Here is a 19153-nt window from a genome sequence, read left to right on the forward strand (position 1 = left end):
CACCTGTCAACGTTTTTGCAGGGTGGGATAGGGGCCGTCGTGCAGTACGTATTCGGACAGTATCAGGTCTCGTACGGCATGTCGGCTGATTTTGCCTTGAGGGTTGCGCGGCAGGGCAGCGACGGCGATATGCGCGCGGGGATGTTTGTAGCGCGCAAGGCTCTCGATCTGCTGCCGTGCATGATTTATCCAGATGTCTTCGGCACGCTCTGCGACGGCGACGATGGTCTCGCCCCAGTAGTCGGAGGGCAATGCGACGACACAGATGTCGCCACATCCTGGTGTGCCGGCGAGCGCGGCTTCGATTTCATCGGGATAGACTTTATAGCCCCCCGTCTTGATGACGTCGGCCATGCGGCCCAGCAGCCACAGCCGTCCTCGTTCGTCGATGCGGCCCAGGTCGCCGGTGCGATGCCAGCCATCGGCGTCCGGTGAGTGGAAGCCGTCTTGATCGATATGGCCGATATACATGTGCGACGAGCGTAGTTCGATCTCGTCGTGCGAGTTGATGCGCAGCTGGACACCCGGGGCAGGCCAGCCCAGGCAGGCGCCTTCGCCGCCATCGGATGCAAAGCAGGCTTCGGTGGCGGCAGGATCCAGTACGGTGATGGGGTTGACGTTTTCGCTTTTGCCATAAGTGACGCGTACGCAGGGGCCAAAGAGCGCACGTGCACGCGCATACAGGCTGGGCGTGAGCGTCTGGGTGCCGGTGAAAACACAGCGTACGTTGGGGAAGTGTTCGCCCTCGAAGGCCGCAGCCAGTTTGGCAAGCACGGTAGGAGGGGCGAATATCGCGTCGAGCTTGCCGCTGCGCAATTCGCGGCCCACGGCCTCGAGGTCGACGCCATTGAGCAATACCGCGGTCCCGCCGTAGTCCAGCCATGCGCGCGCCTGCATCGAGGCCCCATGCACATAGGGCGTCATCAGCAGCACGCGTGATCCAGGGCCGGGTGTAAAGGGCAGTACGGCACGCAGCAGAACTGCTGCCAGCCAGCGGCGCCCTTGGTCATACACCAGTGCTTTGGGCTTGCCCGTGGTGCCCGAAGAGAAAATGATTCGGCCCCACGTATCGGCACGAACTGCGGGCAACACATCGGGATGGGGAAGTGTTGCGATGTCCTCGCACAGGATCAGCCGCGCTCCCAGATCGCGTACGGTGTCGGCATAGGTGCGGTTGGTGATGATATGGCTCATGGGAGCCAACTGTTGCCCCCATTGAATTTCCTGACGCGTGTAGGCGGCATTCAGATGCACCAGGCAGACGCCGCTGATGGTGGCGCCGTAATCTGCCCAGACTGCATCGATACCGTTGGGCAAGTAGATGCCGACACAGCCGCCTGGCTGTGCGCCGTCGTTTAACAAGGCGTTAGCCAGCGCATGGGCGCGGGCGTTGAGCGCCGCGTAAGTCAGGGTAGCGCGTCCGTCGTCGACGGCCACCTGTTCAGGGTAGCGTTGGGCCAGGGTATGGAGTTCGAGCGACCAGGGGATATCGTCGGTACGCGTCATTGGTCAGTTTCCAAACAGGGTGCGAATGTTGTCGATCTGACCGAGGCTGGTCAATCGATCATAGAGCGTGCCAGCCGATGGGATTGCTCCGGCGTTCGTGCCGGCCTGAGCGCGCCATACGGCAAGACAGTCATCGAATTTGGTGCGCAAGTCGGCTTCGGTCAGCGGCAAATGAGCATGTCCGCGCGGATAACGGATTTCGCCTGAGCGGAGAATGCGGCCGTCCTGCATTTCGATAGCGACCGTGTCGTATAGGGCGAAAGCGGCGTCTTCTGGATCCGGTGCCTTGACGATCTCGACGGCGACTTTGCGATAGAGCTCGTGCATGGCGGGCTCGTTGACAAATTCGTCATTCAGTTCCGCTAGCCTCACTTTACGTCGCAGCAACGCAGCGGCTACGGCAAACTGCGCGCTGAATTTGGCTTCCAATGCGGTGACGGGGGCCGCATTGCGCAGCATGGAGGCTTGGGCTGGGCCGATGCCCACCGTAATGCGCGCGACTTTGGCGGCATCCAGGTTTTCTGCGTTTGCCATATCGATAACGGCATCGATGACGCGATGGCCGGAATAGCAGACGGGGTATTTCTTGATGGACAGGCGCGTGGTCAGGATATGTGGGTCGCCGGGCCGATAGGGCCGCTCGCGATCGACATGACCGTGCGGAGATAGGGCGGCCAGGAACCCCGCATGATGCTCCAGTGCGTCGGTTGCCGCGCTCAATCCCAGCCCGGCAAGCGTGACCGCTTCAAAAGCCAGGGCGCCGGCACGGCCTGCGTGCAGTGGTTTGGTCATGGTGCCGAAGTTCGCCACGAGGCCGCTGGCCAGGCTGGCGCTGATGGCCAATGCGCGAGCGATGTCGGCGGCCGGCAGTTTGCGCAGATAGGCCAAGGCTGCCGTCGCGGCGACGGTGCCGAATACCGCTGTGGGATGCCATCCCTTGATGTGATACGGGTCGGATTCGCGCGAGGCCAATTCCGCCCAGACCTCATAGCCTACGACATAGGCGCGGAGACACTCGACGCCCGAGGCGCCTCGGGCGTGGCCTTCTGCGAGGATGGCTGGCGTCAGCACGGTGCTGGGGTGACCGGAAAGCGCAACGTCGTCGTAATCCAGTGCGTGACCCGCGACGCCGTTGACGAATGCGGCTTGCGGCGATGGCAGCGTCGCGCCGCCAAACCATAGCGGAGCGCTCTGTGCGCCGGACTTTAGCGTAGACCGCGCATACTCCAACGCGATACGCGCGACTGGCTCCTGATGTCCGGCGAGGGCGACGGCGATGGTGTCGGTCATGCCCTGACGGGCGATGGCGAGGGCTTCGCTTTCGCGGGCGCCGAATTCAGGCTGTGCGATGTACGTCGCCAACGCTTGAGTGAGTGCGTGCATGAGAGCTCCGTGGAATCCATTCGTGCTCAAAACGAGCGGGGCATGCCGAGAATGTGCTGGCCGATGTACGACAGGATCAAATTCGTCGAGATGGGCGCGATCTGCAGCAGGCGGGTTTCGCGCCATTTGCGCTCGACGTCGTACTCGCGTGCGAAACCGAAACCGCCATGCGTTTGCAGGCAAGCCTCGGCAGCATGCCAGGAGGCCTCGGACGCCAGCATTTTTCCGATATTGGCTTCGTCGCCGCAGGGGATGCCCGCCTGGAACAAGGCGGCAGCCTTGCGCAGCATCAGGTCGGCGGCCTGCGTTTCCGCATACGCACGTGCGATCGGGAACTGGATGCCTTGGTTTTGGCCAATGGGGCGGTCAAAGACACGTCGATCATTGGCGTAGGCCACTGATGTGCGTGTGAACCAGCGTGCATCGCCGATGGCTTCGGAAGCAACCAGGATGCGTTCGGCGTTCATGCCGTCCAGGATGTAGCGAAATCCGCGGCCTTCTTGGCCGATCAAGCTGTCGGCCGGGATGCGCAGGTTGTCGAAAAACACCTCGGTGGTGTTGTGGTTGATCATGGCTTTGAGCGGGCGGATTTCCATGCCATTATTCAACGCAGCACGTATGTCGACGAGAAAGACGGAAAGACCATCGACTTTCTTTGCCACGTCGTCATAGGGGGTGGTGCGAGCCAGCAGCAGCATCAGATCGGATTGCAGGGCACGAGAGGTCCAGACTTTCTGCCCATTGATGACGTAGCTGTCGCCGTCTCGTACGGCTCGGGTCTTCAGGCGGGTGGTGTCGGTGCCGCTGGTGGGCTCCGTGACGCCGAAGGCTTGCAGGCGCAGTTCGCCGCGTGCGATGGCGGGCAGATAGCGTGCTTTTTGCTCAGCGCTGCCGTGGCGCAGCAGCGTGCCCATCGTATACATCTGTGCGTGGCAGGCGCCCGCATTGCAGCCGGCAGCGTGGATTTCTTCGAGGATGACGGCGGCGGCGCGTAATGGCATGCCGCTGCCTTCGTATTCTTCAGGGATGAGCGCTGCCAGGAATCCCGATTGCGTCAGTGCAGCGACAAATTCGTCTGGATAGCGGTTTTCTTCTTCCAGGCGGCGCCAGTATTCCCCTGGGAATTGCTCGCAAATGCGTCGTACGCTGTCGCGCACATCGGGAAAGTCTTCGCCCAAAGGCAGGGTGAGGCCTTCTGGAGAGGAGGAGATGTTGTCCATAGCGTGTGGTCAGATGAGTTTGGGGCGATGATTCAGGCGGCGAGGGCTTGACGGGCAGGGACAAAACCACGCGGCAATCCCGCGCGCGGCAGGCCGCCATAAAGGGGCACATCGGGCAGCGCGCGCTGCAGGACACTGCGGACCTCTAATAGCGCCAAGAGGTCGATGCCCGTGTCTATGCCCATGGATTCCAACATGTAGGCGGCGTCTTCCATGACGATGTTGCCGGTGGCGCCTGGCGCAAAAGGACATCCGCCCAAGCCGCCAAGGGATGCATCGAAAGCCCGTACGCTACAGTCCAGGGCCGCCAATAGATTGGCCAAGCCGGTGCCGCGTGTGTCATGGAAATGAGCGGCCACAGGCACGTCGCCGACTTCGGCGAGAACGGCTTTAAACACCTGGCGTACGAGCGCCGGGTTGGCATAGCCCACGGTGTCGGGAATGATCAACTCGTCGGCGCCGGCCTCGACTAACGCAACTGCGTAGTGCACCACATCTTTCACGGGAACTCGACCCTCGTACGAGCAACCGAGCGCAGTCGCCAAGCCACCGCAGAGTACCGGCCGTTGCGCCGGCGGCTGGGCGCGCGCGAGCTCGACCATGTTGCGGAAGTCCGCCAGGGATTCTTCCCGGCTGCGGCGGACGTTTTTCATGTTGTGCGTTTCGCTCACCGACATGACGAAATTTATCTTGTGCACGCCTAATTCGATGCCGCGTTGCGCACCTCGTGAGTTCGGCACTAGCGAGGCTACGGTCAGGCCAGGGATGCGCAGCGATTCCGTGGTGACTGCCTCGGCATCGACGAACTGGGGCAGGAGCTTCGGCGGCACATAGGAGGTGACTTCGATTTCGCTGACTCCCGCAGCCGCCTCGCGCCGTATCCATTCCATCTTGTCGGTGGTGTCGACGAACGTCGAGACGCTTTGCAGACCATCGCGCAGGCCGACTTCGCGCAGGATGACTTCTCTGGACATGATGTTTTCCTTTGGCGGTTGGATCAGCGGCCCTTAAAGACCGGCTTGCGTTTTTCATTGAAAGCCAACACGCCTTCGCGACGATCATCGGTGTCGATCAGGTGGTTATAGGCTTCGATCTCGAAACGGAATGCGGTGCGTAATTCCATTTGCCCGCCATAGCGCACAGATTTCTTGATCTGACGAACGGACAGCGGGGCATTGCCCGCGATGACATTGGCTGTCTCCAGCGCGGCTGGCAATACCTGGGCAGGTTCGTGCAGTGCATTGATCAATCCCCAATCCAGGCCTTGTTGTGCGTCGAATGGGCGGCCCGTCATCAGGATTTCTTTGGCGCGGCGTTCGCCGATGGCACGCGGCAGATTCTGTGTGCCGCCGGCGCCCGGCATGATGCCCAAGGTCACTTCGGTCAGCGCAAAGCGCGCTTGACGGCTGGCGTAGACAAAGTCGCAGGACAGCGCCATTTCCAGGCCACCGGCATAGGCATGTCCATTAACAGCGGCAATCACGGGCAGCGGTAAATCCACCAGCGTCCAGTACATGCGTTCGAATAATTCGTGCTGGCGTTGCCAGACTTCGCGGCTCATGCCATTGCGCTCTTTCAGATCACCGCCGCCGCAGAAAATACGCTCGCCTGCACCTGTCAGCACCACGCAGCGCACAGGGCCCGCGTCCTCTGTCAGCCGGTTCCATACATCCAGCAAATCATGGCCCATTTGAGTATTGAGCGCGTTGCCTACCTGCGGACGATTGAGCGTGACGAGCAAGACGTGCTCGTTTTCCATGTGTACGGTCAGGGTGTCGTAATGAGGAAAAGCCTGGTTCATGAGTGTGTCTCCGTGGGGGCAGTTTTGTGCGACAGAGTCTGGCCCAACAATTGTTCGGTATGCTGTCCCAGTGTGGGCGGACGAAAGCGCGGTTGTGGCCGCTGTCCATCAAAACTGAGCGGCAGGCCGATGAAGTTCATCTCGCTGTCTGGCACGCGCTGCACCAGGCCCAGAGCCTGGGTCTGGGGGTGTGCCAGCATTTGATTCATGTCATGTACTGGAGAGCAGGGCAGGCCGGCCGCTTCCAGTTTTTCGAGCCAGTAATGCGTGGGATGCTGTTCGAATATCTCGTCGAGCATGCTGTACAACGCGTCCTGGTGATGCACGCGGCTGGGGTTGTCGGCAAAGCGCGGATCTGTGATCCATTCGGGGTGACCCACAGTACGTGCCAGACTGCGAAACAGGCTTTCGCTGCCCGCTGCCACGACGATTTCACCGTCGGCGGTGGTGTAGCCTTTGTAGGGAACGATGCTGGCCGTGCCCGAGCCATAGCGCGAGGGCGCTTCACCCGAGACCAATACCTGCGAGGCGATCAGCGACACCCAGGAGGTGGCGGTTTCGAAGAGCGACACATCGACGATACGGCCCTGGCCGGTGGCCTGGCGCTGCCAGAGCGCAGCCAGAATACCAATGACGGCCCACATGCCTGTGCCCATGTCGACGATGGACGCGCCGACACGTACCGAGGGGCGGCCGGCCTCGCCCGTGGTGCTCATGATGCCGCCGAAAGCCTGCATCAAGGGGTCGTAGCCGGGCCGATGGCGTAATGGGCCGGTGTGCCCAAACGCGCCCATGTTGCAATAGATCAAAGACGGCTTGAGCGCGAGCAACGCGGCCCCATCCAGGCCCAGCGTTTCAACTTGCCCAGGACGCAGATTCTGCAACACGACGTCCGCGCGTTCGGCAATCAGACGCTTGAGCGCGCCGGTTTGCTCCGCGTCGCGCAAGTCGCACACGACGGATTGCTTGTTGCGATTGAGCGCCTGGAACATGGTGGAGGCACCGTCTTGAAAGGGTGGGCCCCATGACCGGGCGGCATCGCCGTCGTGTTTTTCCACCTTGATGACTGTCGCGCCCAATTCGCCGAAAATCTGCCCGGCAAACGGAGCGGCCACGCTATGGCCCAGTTCAACCACGACCAATCCCTTGAAGGGAGACGTGGCTGGCACACTATGGGTGGCAGCACTCGTTTGTTGCATGGATGAGGTCTCCGTCCTATCCCCTCGTATGAGGGTTAAGCGTTTTATTTAATGTACGTACATTGATTACTTTACATCTAATTTGAATGTACGTACATTAACTTCATAAATTTTCCGAAAGGGAATTGCATGCCATCGAAGAACAACAACCCGCCGGCCAAGCCGACACGTGCTACGCCACGCAGCAAGACACAGCCGCGATACGCGTGGCTGCATCAAAGCCTGCTCAATGACATCGTGGCGGGGAAATATCCTGTGGGGTCACTCCTGCCCACCGAGGCTCAGCTGAGCGCCACGTTCGGCGTGAGCCGGCATACCGTGCGTGAGGCGACGCGCCGGCTCGTGGATACGGGAATGATCGTGCGGTACCCGAGTATCGGCACGGTAGTGACCTCGGCCCAGCCCGGGGCAGCGCAGCCCAGCTATATCGCCGGCCTGGGCAGGATGAAAGACCTGCTGGCCTATACCGATCAGACTCGTCTGGAAGTCTTTGGCGAAACGTTGGCTGTGGCTGACGACGCCATGGCGGAGTCATTGCGCTGCGAGCCAGGCTCGAAGTGGCTGGTGTTCCACACCAACCGCTGTCTGGTCGAAAGCGGCCGTGTGATCTCGTATACGCGCGTGTACATCCGCCCGGAATTCGAGGGAATTAAGCAAAAACTGCATGGCAATCATCCCAGCATCTACAAGATGCTGCAGGACGATTATGGTCAGGAGATCCACCGGATCCGCCAGCAGATCGAGGCCACGCTGATGCCTGAGAACGCATTGTTCCAGCTCGGCTTGGAAAGCGGCAGTCCTGCCTTGCACATGCTGCGCGCGTATTTTGACCCGCAAGACCGTCTGCTGACGGTATCTGAAAACTTTTACATTGCCGATCGCTTCAAGCTGCAGACCGACTGGGAACGTGGAGACGAACCATGAGTTGATTCTCTGTCGGCGGGCTTGCCGCGTGCTCGGAAAAAAACGGACGGAGGAGACCTTCCATGAAACGAGTACTCGCAGCACTGTTATGCCTAGGCGCTTTGCTCCATGCTCCCGCACAAGCGGATTATCCGGATCGAGGCGTAAAAATCATCGTGCCGTTCCCGGCCGGTCAGACGACAGATGTGCTGGCTCGGGCGATCGGCCAACAGTTGACTGACGCGCTGGGACAGGCGTTCTTTGTTGATAATCGAGGAGGGGCGGGCGGCATCATCGGGATGGAGGGGGCCAAACGCTCGGAGGCCGATGGCTACACGCTCGTGATGGCCTCCAGCGGCCCGCTGGCGATCAATCCGGGGCTATACACCACGCTGCCGTATGACACGTTGAAAGACTTCACGCCTGTGTCGATGGTGGTAGTGGTGCCGCAGTTCTTGGTCACGCGTGCGGATTTTCCGGCGAATAATCTCAAAGAGCTTATCGATTATGTGAAAAAGCATCCGGGGCAATTGAATTACGGTTCGGGCGGTACGGGGTTGACGAACCATCTGACGATGGAAATGTTCAAGCACCAAGCGGGCCTGAACATCATGCACGTGCCGTATCGCGGCGCATCCGCCGCCTTGACGGGGCTGATGGCGGGGGATGTGGCGATGATGTTCGAGTCGGGACCCGCCATCATGCCTCATGTGCAAAAGGGCACGCTCAAAGTATTTGCTGTAGGCAGCCGAAATGGCTCCAAGGCGTTACCCGACATCCCGACCATGGATCGTGCCGGCGTACCGGGTTTTGACGCACAGACATGGGCCGCATTGCTGGTGCCCAAAGGCACGCCGGCGCCGATCGTAGAGAAGCTCAACCAGACCATGCAGCAGGCGTTGAAAGACAAGGCGCTGCAGGCACAGTTCGCAGCATTAGGGGCCGAAGTGATGCTGAGCTCTCCCGATCAAACCGGGTCGTACATTCAGAATGAGATCGTGCGTTGGGGAGATACGATAAAGACAGCGAATGTGAAGTTGGAGTAACAGTGTTCCGTGCTCTTGCCGGGATACGCCCGCGCACTACTCATGCATACGTGATCAAGGGTGCAGTGATGCCCGGGCAGTCTTGATCACTGCGTCAAAGTAGAAATAAACGCCGCCGTACGAGGATCTTTCGGCCGGGTAAACAACTCGGCCGATGCGCCTGATTCGACCACGCGGCCATCCTGCAAGAACACCGCTTCGCGCGAAATCGCCGCGGCCAGGCGCAGATCATGCGTGGCCATCAGCATCGTCATGCCTTCGCTGGCGAGCTGCTTGAGCACATCGACGACTTCGGCCGCCAGGCCTGGGTCCAGCGCTGACGTTGGCTCGTCGCATAACAGCACGCGAGGCGAGGGCGCCAATGCACGGGCAATGGCGACGCGTTGTTGCTGTCCACCCGATAAATTCAAGGGCCAGGCGTTGGCTTTGTCTTGCATGCCGACTTTCGCCAGCAGCGCCTCGGCCCGCTCGCGGGCACGAGCCTTCGGCCATTTCTGTACGGTGATCAACCCTTCCATCACGTTATCGATGACGGTCTGGTGCGGAAACAACTGAAAATTTTGGAACACCATGCCCGTTTGCAGGCGGATGCGTTGTACGGCTTCGCGAGAGGGTCTATGCCCTGGCTCGAACTGCAGGACTTCCTCGCCCACGCGCAGCGTGCCGCTGTCGGGGATTTCCAGCAGATTCACACAACGCAGCAAGGTGCTCTTGCCGCTGCCTGATGGGCCGATCAGCGCGGTGACGCTGCCTTCGGCGAGCGCAACATCGACCTGGTGCAGCACGTGGTTATCACCAAAGTGTTTGTCGATCTGCGTGAGCGAGATCATCGTTTGCCCTCGCTAAAAACGGCATGCTGGCCGAAACGGCGTTCCAGGCGGGTCTGCGCGGCGGACAATACCGAGCTGAATATCAGGTAGATCAGGGCTGCCTCTGTGTAGAGAATCAAGGGTTCATAAGTGACAGCGGCAATGCGTTGAGCAGCCTGGAAAATTTCAGGTACGGTCAGTACGGCTGCCAGCGAGGTGTCTTTGACCAGAGCGATGAAAGAGTTGGCCAATGGAGGTACGGCTACACGGGCGGCTTGAGGTAGGATCGTGCGGCGCATGGCCTGGCCGCGAGTCATGCTGAGGGAATAGGCAGCCTCCCACTGGCCTTTGGGGATGGACTCGATGGCGCCGCGAATGACTTCCGAGTTATAGGCGCCGACGTTCAAGATAAAGCCGATCAACGCGGCTGGCATGGGATCGAGCACGATGCCTGCGTTGGGCAGGCCATAGAAAATAATGAATAGCTGCACCAGCAGCGGCGTGCCTCGAATCAGCCAGACATAAAAACGTACGATCGCTACCAGCGGCGCCGGGCCGAACAGCCGGATGAGCGCCACGATGAATGCCAGGACCAGTCCGCCTGCGAAAGACAGCAGCGTCAGCGGCACAGTAAACACCAGCCCCGCATGCAGCAGCGGCCAGAATGAATCGATCATCAACTGCAACCAGGCAGGCACGATAGATGGGTCCGTGTGAGTGAGATCGGGGTGCGTCGTTGAGGGCAGAGGAAGACAGCATCATGCATGTGCCGTCTTCCGTCATAGCGGATTTACTTCGCGGACAGATCCGTGCCGAAGTATTTTTCCGAGATGGTTTTATACGTGCCGTCGGCCTTGATGTCCGTCAATGCCTTGTTGATGGCGGCGCGCAGCTCGGGGTTGTCTTTGCGGATCAGCACGCCGGATTCGCTGAATTCGGCGGTTTTATCGCTGGCGACGATTTTGGCTTTGGCGTTCGGTTTTTGCTTTTTGAAGTCCAGGAACGACAGGTTGTCGTTGATGGTGGCATCGACACGGCCGGAAAGCAGCAGGTCGATGGCCTCGTTAAAACCCTGCACGGCGACGACCTGGGCACCATATTTCTGCGCCAGTTTGCCGAAGTTGCTGGTCAAGGTATTGGCCGAGCGCTTGCCCTTGATGTCGTCAAAGCTCTTGATCTCGGTGTTGTCATCGCGCACGATCAAAACTGCCTCGGAGGCGATGTAAGGATCGGAGAAGTCGTATTTGGCCTTGCGGGCGTCAGTGATGCCGACCTGGTTGATGACGGCATCGTAGCGTTTGACGTCCAGGCCGGCGATCAGGCCGTCCCACTTGCCTTCGACAAATTCGGCTTTCACGCCCAGGCGCTCTGCAATGGCGCGGCCGATGTCTACGTCAAAACCGGTGAGCTTGCCCGATGCATCGTGATAGCTGAACGGGGCATATGTGCCTTCGGTGCCGATCTTGATTGCGCCAGCAGATTTGATGTTGGCCAGATCATCCTGGGCGTGAGCGGATACGGCCAGAGTCAGGGGTAGCAGGCCGGCCAACAGAATCGAACGCAGGGGTTTCATAGGTCACGCTCCGAGTGATGTTGTTATGGGCGCAGAGGTGGCCTTGTGAGCCACTCACTGAGCATAAACGACGACTCTAACAAGCTGCCTATTCTTCCACAACACATAAAAAATGTTGAAAATATTTCTTATGGTTATAAAACTCTGTGTGCTGGCGCCAACTCCTGGAGCTTGAACGGTTATCTGCTTGAGCTGGTGTGCAGCAGCCTCAATCCATTGGCGACTACCAAGAGGCTGGCACCCACGTCGGCGAATACGGCCATCCAGAGCGTGGCGTGACCGGTGGCGGCCAGCACCAGGAATACAGCCTTGATGCCCAGGGCCAAGATGATGTTTTGCATCAGGATACGGTGCGTGGCGCGCGATAGACGTACGAATTGCGAGATTTTGCGCAGATCGTCATCCATCAGGGCCACGTCGGCCGTCTCGATGGCCGTGCCGGTGCCCGCCGCACCCATGGCGAAACCGATGTTGGCGCGGGCGAGAGCGGGGGCATCGTTGATGCCGTCACCGACCATGCCGACCTGGCCGCTGTCGCTCAGCTTGGCCTCGATCGCACGCTGTTTGTCTTCGGGCAGGAGATCGCCGTGGGCCTCGTCGATACCGGCCTGTTCGGCGATGGCGCGCGCGGTGAGGCTGTTGTCGCCCGTCAGCATCAGGGTACGCACGTCAAGTTCGTGCAGGCTCGCAATGGCGGCGCGGCTGGTGGGCTTCAACGTGTCGGCAACGGCGGCCAGAGCCAGTATCCGGGTGCCGTCGGTCAGGGCGATGGCGGTTTTGCCCTGGGCTTCGTAGGTTTCGATTTGTGCCTGGATGTCTTGCGTTGCGACGTTCAGTTCGCGCATCAAGCGCAGGTTGCCCAGGTGCAGGGTCTGATCGCCGATACGGCCACGTACGCCACGTCCCAGCAGGGCGGCAAAATCTTGTACCTCGGGCAACGTGGCACCCGGGTAGGCGGCGGTGTAGGCCTGGGCGATAGCGCGCGAGACAGGGTGATCGGAACGCGCAGCCAAACTGGCCGCCAGGCGAGCCGCGGGCGATTCGAGCGCAGCGGCGAGCCCGGCATCGGCCAACGGCGCAGACCGGAAGGCCGCGTCGGTTGGGACCACAAAGTCTGTGCAAACCGGCTTGCCATGTGTCAGCGTGCCGGTCTTGTCCAGCGCCAGCCAGGTCAGTTTGCGGCCTTGTTCGAGGTAAACGCCGCCTTTGATCAGGATGCCGCGCCGTGCGGCCGCGGTCAGGCCGCTGACGACGCTGACGGGGGTGGAAATCACCAGGGCGCAGGGGCAGGCGATGATCAGCAGGGCGAGCGCGCGGTAGATCGCGTCCATCCACGGTTGATCCATGAATAGGGGCGGCACTACGGCGATCAGGATCGCGAGTACGACCACGATTGGCGTGTAGACGCGAGAGAATCGGTCGATGAATCGCTGGGTGGGCGCGCGCGCGCCTTGGGCTTGCTCGACGGCATGAATGATGCGCGCCAATGTCGTGTTGCCTGCGGCAGCGGTGACGCGATAGTCGAATGCACCCGTGGTGTTGACCGTACCGGCGAAAACGGTATCGCCGACGGTTTTGTCGACCGGCAGGCTTTCGCCGGTGATCGCGGATTGGTCGATGGCGGAGGCACCTTCGGCGATGATGCCATCAGCGGCGATACGCTCGCCCGGACGCACGCGGACCCAGTCTTCTAAACGGAGTTGGGCGACAGGGACTTCTTTCCACGATCCATCGGGCTGGCGTGCGGTGGCGACCTGCGGGGTCAGCGCCAACAGGTCTCGCACGGCGTTGCGCGCCCGGTCGAGCGCGCGGGCCTCGATGAGCTCGGCGATGTTGAACAGCACCATCACCATGGCGGCTTCGGGCCATTGGCCGATGAGGACGGCGCCGGTGACGGCGATACTCATCAAGGCATTGATGTTGAGGTTGCCGTTGCGCAGTGCGATCCAGCCTTTGCGATAGGTGCCCAGGCCGCAGGTCAGAATGGCGGCTACCGCCAGGACGGCGCTGATTGCCGTGGGGAGGGAGGCGAAATGCGCAGCCTCGGACAGGAGGGCCAGTACGCCTCCCGCGGCCAGCATATAGCCGGTGCGCGAGGAGGGCTTTTCCGGTGGCGCTGAGCCGCCCGCATCGTCCTGGGCGAGGACCTCGGGGGTCATGTCCAGCGATTTGATAGCACTCACGATGGAGTCGAGCAATCCTTCGGCGTGAACAACAGTCAAAATGCGCTGCATCAGGTTGAAGTGAACGTCGTGCACGCCTGACAGCCTGTCCAGCTTTTTGCGGATCAGGGTTTCTTCGGTCGGGCAGTCCATCTGACCGATGCGCAGGCGCGTCAGTTGCTGACCGGGACCTGCCGTCAGGGTCGATACGCTCGGGGCCGGCGCGTCGGCGGCACAGCAACTGAGCTCGCTGCTTTCATGGGTGTGGCCGGCATGGGCCGTTGCCTTGTCACTGCCGTGGCTGTGTGCATGATCATGGCCGCCGCAGGAGGCGTGCTCGTGGGCGGTTCTGGAATCGTGCTGGTGAGCCGTCGCGGCATTGTGTTCGTGGCTGTCGCCGCAGCAACTGCGGTGAGAGGCGGACGAATTAGGCATAGGTCAAATTCCGTCTATGTCAGGAGAGTAGAGCCTATTTCACACCCTGGAGTTACTATAGGGTCAAGCGTTTGAATTGGTGTTTGCTCTCGTGCGGTGCGCAGGTTGCGCGGCAGGGGAGCCTGAAGGAGGTCCAGATGAAAATCGGTGAACTCGCGAAAGCCGCCGGCACGACGGTTGAAACCGTGCGCTATTACGAGAAAGAGGGCCTGTTGCCCGAGCCGGAGCGCGGTATGAATAATTACCGCAGCTATGGCGCGCCGCACCTGGAGCGGCTGCTGTTGATCCGTAATTGCCGCGCGTTGGATATGACGCAGGAAGAAATTCGGACGATTTTGCAGTTGGCGGACAATCATCAGGCGGGCTGCGGCCCGATCAATGAGCTGTTCGACGCCCATATTGCCCACGTCGATGCCCGGATTACCGAGTTGATGCAGCTAAAGACGCAATTGACCGAAATCCGGCAGCGCTGTCTGTCTGCTCACCCGGATGCAGAGGACTGCGGGATTTTGCATGGTTTGTCGGAGATGCAGGTGGAAGAGCGGCCTGCGCGGCATACCCACTTGGGGTGAGGGGATTTATTCAGACCCAGCGGACGAGGGGCGTGAGGAAAACTGGGTATGCGCAGCTTGCCAGCAATGCTGACCCGGGAATTCAGGGGGGCGGCGCCCACCTGAGGGTATGATGAGAACGTTTCTCGACTGAGTTTTGCCCCTGGGTAGCCCGCGGGCCAAAACGCGCCTTGGGCGGCGGCAAGCCGAACGCTCAGGATGGCTTTTTTAATTTGATGGGTTGGACCATGACTGTTGTTTCTCCTTTGCATGCGTTGGCTTCGCGCCGTTCGATGAAGTTTCTGCGTGCGCCTGCGCCTAAGCAGGAAGAACTGGATCAGATCTTGCAGGCCGCCATGAGCGCGCCTGATCATGGCAAGCTGCGTCCCTGGCGTTTCGTGCTGATCCGCGGCGAAGCGATTGGCCGTCTGGCCGATTTGGCGCTTGATGCGGTCAAGCGCAGCGGCGATCCCCGTATGACGCCCGAGAAAGAAAAATCCGTGCGGCAATGGATGAGCGAAGTGCCGTTGTTCATCGGCCTGGCGCACAAAATCGATCACGACAATCCCAAGGTGCCCGAGCAGGAACAGCTGCTGGCCACGGGGGCGGCAGTGATGAATATCCTGAACGGTGTCCATGCGCTGGGCTATGGCGCGTTCTGGAGTACAGGGATGGGGACCTATCTCGAGGAAGTCCAGAACGCCCTGGGCCTGGATGCGTTGGACTACCGTTTCCTGGGATTTTTGGCGATCGGGACGCCGGGCTGCGCAGTGCCGACCGTGGAGCGGCCGGATTTCCGGGAATTCGTGACCGAGTGGACTGGTCCGGTCTGATTATCATCGAGTAATGGGGCCAAGGCGAACCGTTGGGATCGCGTTGGCCATACCTCGCCAAAACCCTCAAAGCGAGGCCGGCCACAGTCCTTCGTGGCAGACCCCGGGGGGCGCTAGCGGCGGCCGTCGATATACGGCCGGGCCTGCAGGATCAGGATCTTGTCGCCTTGTACGGCCCATTCGATATCCTGATCCACGTTCCCCAGCCGTTGCTTGATCTGTTTGCCCACGGCTGCCAATCGCACGATCAAGGCGTCGTTCAGGACCTGGCGTTCGCCCTGAATGGGGACCTCGCGTACACCGCCTGAAGCGTTCGCGACGAGCTGCGTATCCTCTGCGGAACGGCTCAACACCTGCACGGCTTTGGACCAGCTCGAATACATGACTTGTTCGGCCTGCCGCTTGCCCTCGACGACTTTGATTCCCAGCCCCCGTTTGGCCGAGAGATAAGTGATGTACCGCCGCGAGGCATCGAAGGGATCGCGCGTGATCATGACGCCCGAGCTGTCCGAGGCGGCGGCCAGTTGTACCAGGACGCCCATCACGACGCTGTCGTGCGGCATGCCAGCAGCACGCCGCGCCTCGTAGGCCTCGAAGTTGTACACCGAGGCCCATACGGTCAGTACGGCCTGCGTGAACGCGTCGGCTTGGGTGACGTTGGGAACGGTGGTGTATAGGCCTGCGCCGCTGAAACCAGGCAGATCCTCGGAGTTCGATGAGCTGCGCACGAAGACGCCGCGCCCTTGTAGTTGGCTTTGCCAGCGTTGCTGCCACGTGGCGATGAGGGCCGGGTCGGGACGGGCCTGAATAATGTCTTGTCGCAGGGATGCCAATTCGGCGCGGCGTACGGTGGCGTCGTTGATAAAGTCGGGGCGTTGTTCCAGCGCTGCCACGCGTTCGGGAACGCCCAACTTATGCATGAACGCGGCGTATTGCGCGAATGGGATGCAGAAGCCATCAGGTACGCTGGCAGCAGGGGCCAATGCCGACGAAAGCGCGCCCAGATTGGCCGCTTTTACACCACAAAAGCGGCTGTCCCGTGTTTTCAGACCGGCCAGCGGTTTGATTGCTTTGACCGTGAGATCGGGTTTAGGCAATGTTGCGTTGACAGGCTTGGGCGCCGGGGTCTGAGGTTGGGCGATACGTTGCAGGTCATAGCCGTTATGCGTGACGCTGAGCTCCACCCATTGGCCGTCATAGTCGCGCAATGTGTTTACGGCATCACGGACATAGGCGTTGGGGATGCGCCATCCCTTGGCCAGCAGATTGACGTGCGACAACACGGTGGATGGACGCTGAGTGATCAGGCCGGCAACGGGTGAGAGCGCAATGGGGACTTCGTCCAAGACGACAATATCGGTGGGGGCGATGTCGGGCGTGTTTTCTACTGACCGGATGATGCGTAGCTTGCCTTGTGCGCGCCCTTCGTTCAGCGGCAGAAAAGATTGCTCGCGAATCAGCGCCTCTTGGGTCACAAAAGGCAGACTGGCCAGTTGCGCGGCGTGCTCGTGCTCTGTCGAATTGGTCTTGAAACGGATGGGCGCGTAAAAAGCAGAACGCAAGGTGGTGTCGGCCAAGCGCAGGAGGTCCAGCGTGAGACGATCGCCTTCCCAGAATTCGTACGTATAGCCCGGCAGATCGCGTTGCCAACTGATGGTGCCAAACAGGAACCGGCGGTTGGGGGAGCGGTATTGGGCGTTCAGCGTAGCCCTGTCCAGGTTGCGCTGCAGGCCCTGCTGCCGCACGAAGTTTTCATGCAGATCGAATCGTGGGGTATTGATGTAGTAAAGCCGATTATTCCGCTTGCGGTCGATGACGAAGATCACATGGGGGATTTCCAATGGCGTGCCGGTGTTGTAGACGCGGGCAAGCTGTTGGAAATCGGCCTGGGTACGGATCTGGTTTAGAAAGGCCGGAGCGCGATTAGGTGTTGTCGCCGCAGTTCCACCGTTATTTGGCTCGGTTGAGGCAGCACCAGACTCGGGCGGCAGGAACTGCCGCTTGCTTTCTTCATATGAAGAGGGTTTGCGTGCGGTCTGCGCGAGGGTAATTGGGCTGGTGATCACCGCCAGCAGAGCCAGGCCCGCCGCGGCGGCGTGAACGTAGCGAATCATGGTCTTGGTGCGAGTTGGCGGGAATAAGGTAAGGCCCCTGAATACCGCCCGGTAAAGAGCGATATACAAGGGCCTCGAAAGTAAAGCAGCCAGGCGTGCGGAAAATCAGCCTTGCTGTGCTGTTTCAGCCAGGACGCGTTGCGCTTCTTCGGCGACGCGCTCGGGCGCAGTGCCGCCGACGTGCTTGCGTGCTGCCACCGAGCCTTCCAGGGTCAGCACCTGGTGAACGTCCTCGTCGATGCTGGCGTGGTAGGCCTTCAGGTCGGCCGTGGACAGGTCGGCCAGGTCGCAGCCGCGTTGTTCGCAGTCGCGCACCGCATGGGCTACGACTTCGTGTGCATCGCGGAAAGGCACGCCGCGTTTGACCAGGTAGTCGGCCAGATCGGTCGCCGTGGCAAAGCCTTGCAATGCGGCGGCGCGCATGTTGTCCGATTTGACCTTGATGCCGCCAGCCATGTCGGCAAAGATGGTCAGCGTGTCGCGCAGAGTGTCCGCGGTGTCGAACAGGCCTTCTTTGTCTTCCTGGTTGTCCTTGTTGTAGGCCAGGGGCTGGCCTTTCATCAGGGTCAGCAGGGCGACCAGATGGCCGTTGACGCGTCCGGTTTTGCCGCGCGCCAGCTCGGGCACATCGGGGTTTTTCTTTTGCGGCATGATCGAGCTGCCGGTGCAGAAACGGTCGGCCAGGTCGATGAAGCCCACGCGCGGGCTCATCCAGAGGACCAGTTCCTCGGACAGGCGCGAGACGTGCGTCATGATCAGGGCGCCGGCGGCGCAGAATTCGATAGCGAAATCGCGGTCGGATACGGCGTCCAGCGAGTTGCGGCACACGCCGTCAAAGCCGAGCGTCTTGGCCACGCGCTCGCGATCGATCGGGAACGAGGTGCCGGCCAGGGCGGCTGCGCCCAGCGGCAGGCGATTGACGCGGCGGCGGCAGTCGGCCAGGCGCTCGGCGTCGCGGCCGAACATCTCGGCGTAGGCGAGCAGATGGTGGCCAAACGTGACCGGCTGGGCGACCTGCAGGTGGGTAAAGCCGGGCATGATGGTGCCGGCGTGTTCCAGGGCGACGGTGGCCAGGGCATGGCGCAGTTGGCGCAGCAGTTCGATCAGGTTATCGATTTCGGCGCGCAGCCACAGGCGGATGTCGGTCGCGACCTGGTCGTTACGCGAACGGCCGGTGTGCAGGCGTTTGCCCGCATCGCCCACCAACTCGACCAGCCGTTTTTCGATATTCAGGTGGACGTCTTCGAGGTCGAGCAGCCATTGGAAGGTGCCGGCATCGATTTCGGACAGGATCTGGGTCATGCCTCGCTGGATGTCGGCCAGATCCTGGGCGTTGATGATGCCCTGGGCCGCCAGCATGTCGGCGTGTGCCAGCGAACCCTGGATATCGTAGCGCGCCAGGCGCTTGTCGAAGTCCACGGACGCGGTATAGCGTTTGACGAGATCGGAAACCGGCTCAGAGAACCGGGCGGACCAGGCTTGCGCCTTGTTGGCGAACTGGTTTTGGTCGGAGTTGGGTGTTTTTGCCATGATGGGCTGGATTATAGAGCCAGGGCGGCGGCAGCGGTGGCGGCGTGTCCGGCTGCCATCTCCCGATCCCGTAGACCCGGACGAGGAC

General features: G+C 60.9%; 16 protein-coding genes. 4 read left to right on the forward strand and 12 right to left on the reverse strand.

Annotation, left to right across the window (positions count from 1 at the left end; all coding sequences use genetic code 11):
• Positions 1–6: 6 nt before the first annotated feature.
• The 6 genes from CAL20_RS10405 to CAL20_RS10430 are packed head-to-tail and all read right to left on the reverse strand — an operon-like array spanning position 7 to position 7109.
• On the reverse strand, positions 7–1506 hold the full coding sequence (locus CAL20_RS10405; RefSeq protein ID WP_094820928.1) for a class I adenylate-forming enzyme family protein: 1500 nt from the start codon (positions 1504–1506) through the stop codon (positions 7–9).
• Between the two features lie 3 nt (positions 1507–1509).
• Positions 1510–2889: an MmgE/PrpD family protein gene (locus CAL20_RS10410; protein ID WP_094837821.1), complete on the reverse strand. Its 1380-nt coding sequence runs from the start codon at positions 2887–2889 to the stop codon at positions 1510–1512.
• Positions 2890–2915: 26 nt separating this feature from the next.
• On the reverse strand, positions 2916–4109 hold the full coding sequence (locus tag CAL20_RS10415; protein ID WP_094820930.1) for an acyl-CoA dehydrogenase family protein: 1194 nt from the start codon (positions 4107–4109) through the stop codon (positions 2916–2918).
• 32 nt (positions 4110–4141) lie between these two features.
• Positions 4142–5083 carry a hydroxymethylglutaryl-CoA lyase gene (locus tag CAL20_RS10420; RefSeq protein ID WP_094837822.1) on the reverse strand — a complete coding sequence of 314 codons (942 nt, stop codon included), beginning with the start codon at positions 5081–5083 and terminating at the stop codon, positions 4142–4144.
• 23 nt (positions 5084–5106) lie between these two features.
• On the reverse strand, positions 5107–5910 hold the full coding sequence (locus tag CAL20_RS10425) for an enoyl-CoA hydratase/isomerase family protein (protein ID WP_094820932.1): 804 nt from the start codon (positions 5908–5910) through the stop codon (positions 5107–5109).
• Complete coding sequence (locus tag CAL20_RS10430; protein ID WP_094820933.1) at positions 5907–7109, reverse strand: CaiB/BaiF CoA transferase family protein; 1203 nt, start codon at positions 7107–7109, stop codon at positions 5907–5909. The genes CAL20_RS10425 and CAL20_RS10430 overlap by 4 nt, the downstream gene beginning before the upstream one ends.
• Before the next feature lie 129 nt (positions 7110–7238).
• Here CAL20_RS10430 and CAL20_RS10435 point away from each other — a divergent pair, with 129 nt between their 5' ends.
• Both CAL20_RS10435 and CAL20_RS10440 read left to right on the forward strand, forming a co-directional pair.
• Positions 7239–8033 (forward strand): GntR family transcriptional regulator, encoded by a 795-nt coding sequence (locus CAL20_RS10435; RefSeq protein WP_094837823.1) that lies wholly within the window; start codon positions 7239–7241, stop codon positions 8031–8033.
• A gap of 62 nt (positions 8034–8095) precedes the next feature.
• Positions 8096–9058 carry a Bug family tripartite tricarboxylate transporter substrate binding protein gene (locus CAL20_RS10440; RefSeq protein WP_094837824.1) on the forward strand — a complete coding sequence of 321 codons (963 nt, stop codon included), beginning with the start codon at positions 8096–8098 and terminating at the stop codon, positions 9056–9058.
• Positions 9059–9144: 86 nt separating this feature from the next.
• Here CAL20_RS10440 and CAL20_RS10445 read toward each other — a convergent pair whose 3' ends face one another.
• The 4 genes from CAL20_RS10445 to CAL20_RS10460 form a co-directional block, all read right to left on the reverse strand.
• Positions 9145–9888 carry an amino acid ABC transporter ATP-binding protein gene (locus CAL20_RS10445; RefSeq protein WP_094820937.1) on the reverse strand — a complete coding sequence of 248 codons (744 nt, stop codon included), beginning with the start codon at positions 9886–9888 and terminating at the stop codon, positions 9145–9147.
• A complete protein-coding gene (locus tag CAL20_RS10450) occupies positions 9885–10565 on the reverse strand; it encodes an amino acid ABC transporter permease (RefSeq protein WP_094820938.1) in 681 nt (226 codons plus the stop codon). The genes CAL20_RS10445 and CAL20_RS10450 overlap by 4 nt, the downstream gene beginning before the upstream one ends.
• Positions 10566–10657: 92 nt before the next feature.
• On the reverse strand, positions 10658–11440 hold the full coding sequence (locus CAL20_RS10455) for an amino acid ABC transporter substrate-binding protein (protein ID WP_094820939.1): 783 nt from the start codon (positions 11438–11440) through the stop codon (positions 10658–10660).
• A 179-nt stretch (positions 11441–11619) separates the two neighbouring features.
• Positions 11620–14037, reverse strand: a complete 2418-nt coding sequence (locus tag CAL20_RS10460; RefSeq protein ID WP_179266650.1) for a heavy metal translocating P-type ATPase — start codon at positions 14035–14037, stop codon at positions 11620–11622.
• 137 nt (positions 14038–14174) lie between these two features.
• Here CAL20_RS10460 and cadR point away from each other — a divergent pair, with 137 nt between their 5' ends.
• The gene (cadR, locus tag CAL20_RS10465) at positions 14175–14609 is read left to right on the forward strand and encodes a Cd(II)/Pb(II)-responsive transcriptional regulator (protein ID WP_094820941.1); all 435 of its coding nucleotides are present in this window, start codon (positions 14175–14177) and stop codon (positions 14607–14609) included.
• Positions 14610–14836: 227 nt separating this feature from the next.
• Positions 14837–15421: a nitroreductase family protein gene (locus CAL20_RS10470; protein ID WP_094821383.1), complete on the forward strand. Its 585-nt coding sequence runs from the start codon at positions 14837–14839 to the stop codon at positions 15419–15421.
• Positions 15422–15534: 113 nt separating this feature from the next.
• Here the strand turns inward: CAL20_RS10470 and CAL20_RS10475 are convergent, their stop codons facing one another.
• Complete coding sequence (locus CAL20_RS10475) at positions 15535–17535, reverse strand: PEP/pyruvate-binding domain-containing protein (protein WP_094837825.1); 2001 nt, start codon at positions 17533–17535, stop codon at positions 15535–15537.
• Positions 17536–17640: 105 nt separating this feature from the next.
• Positions 17641–19065: an argininosuccinate lyase gene (gene argH, locus CAL20_RS10480; RefSeq protein ID WP_094820943.1), complete on the reverse strand. Its 1425-nt coding sequence runs from the start codon at positions 19063–19065 to the stop codon at positions 17641–17643.
• Positions 19066–19153 lie beyond the last annotated feature (88 nt).

Origin of the sequence: Bordetella genomosp. 4, assembly GCF_002261185.1 — a bacterium.
Lineage (GTDB): Bacteria > Pseudomonadota > Gammaproteobacteria > Burkholderiales > Burkholderiaceae_B > Bordetella_A.

What these genes read in the sequence shown, in the direction of transcription:
- CAL20_RS10455 (WP_094820939.1), bottom strand. Translation starts at nt 11,440, where the DNA reads ATGAAACCCCTGCGTTCGATTCTGTTGGCCGGCCTGCTACCCCTGACT.
- CAL20_RS10430 (WP_094820933.1), bottom strand. Translation starts at nt 7,109, where the DNA reads ATGCAACAAACGAGTGCTGCCACCCATAGTGTGCCAGCCACGTCTCCC.
- argH (WP_094820943.1), bottom strand. Translation starts at nt 19,065, where the DNA reads ATGGCAAAAACACCCAACTCCGACCAAAACCAGTTCGCCAACAAGGCG.
- CAL20_RS10415 (WP_094820930.1), bottom strand. Translation starts at nt 4,109, where the DNA reads ATGGACAACATCTCCTCCTCTCCAGAAGGCCTCACCCTGCCTTTGGGC.
- CAL20_RS10460 (WP_179266650.1), bottom strand. Translation starts at nt 14,037, where the DNA reads ATGCCTAATTCGTCCGCCTCTCACCGCAGTTGCTGCGGCGACAGCCAC.
- CAL20_RS10475 (WP_094837825.1), bottom strand. Translation starts at nt 17,535, where the DNA reads ATGATTCGCTACGTTCACGCCGCCGCGGCGGGCCTGGCTCTGCTGGCG.
- CAL20_RS10420 (WP_094837822.1), bottom strand. Translation starts at nt 5,083, where the DNA reads ATGTCCAGAGAAGTCATCCTGCGCGAAGTCGGCCTGCGCGATGGTCTG.
- CAL20_RS10470 (WP_094821383.1), top strand. Translation starts at nt 14,837, where the DNA reads ATGACTGTTGTTTCTCCTTTGCATGCGTTGGCTTCGCGCCGTTCGATG.
- CAL20_RS10435 (WP_094837823.1), top strand. Translation starts at nt 7,239, where the DNA reads ATGCCATCGAAGAACAACAACCCGCCGGCCAAGCCGACACGTGCTACG.
- CAL20_RS10445 (WP_094820937.1), bottom strand. Translation starts at nt 9,888, where the DNA reads ATGATCTCGCTCACGCAGATCGACAAACACTTTGGTGATAACCACGTG.
- CAL20_RS10405 (WP_094820928.1), bottom strand. Translation starts at nt 1,506, where the DNA reads ATGACGCGTACCGACGATATCCCCTGGTCGCTCGAACTCCATACCCTG.
- CAL20_RS10425 (WP_094820932.1), bottom strand. Translation starts at nt 5,910, where the DNA reads ATGAACCAGGCTTTTCCTCATTACGACACCCTGACCGTACACATGGAA.
- CAL20_RS10440 (WP_094837824.1), top strand. Translation starts at nt 8,096, where the DNA reads ATGAAACGAGTACTCGCAGCACTGTTATGCCTAGGCGCTTTGCTCCAT.
- cadR (WP_094820941.1), top strand. Translation starts at nt 14,175, where the DNA reads ATGAAAATCGGTGAACTCGCGAAAGCCGCCGGCACGACGGTTGAAACC.
- CAL20_RS10410 (WP_094837821.1), bottom strand. Translation starts at nt 2,889, where the DNA reads ATGCACGCACTCACTCAAGCGTTGGCGACGTACATCGCACAGCCTGAA.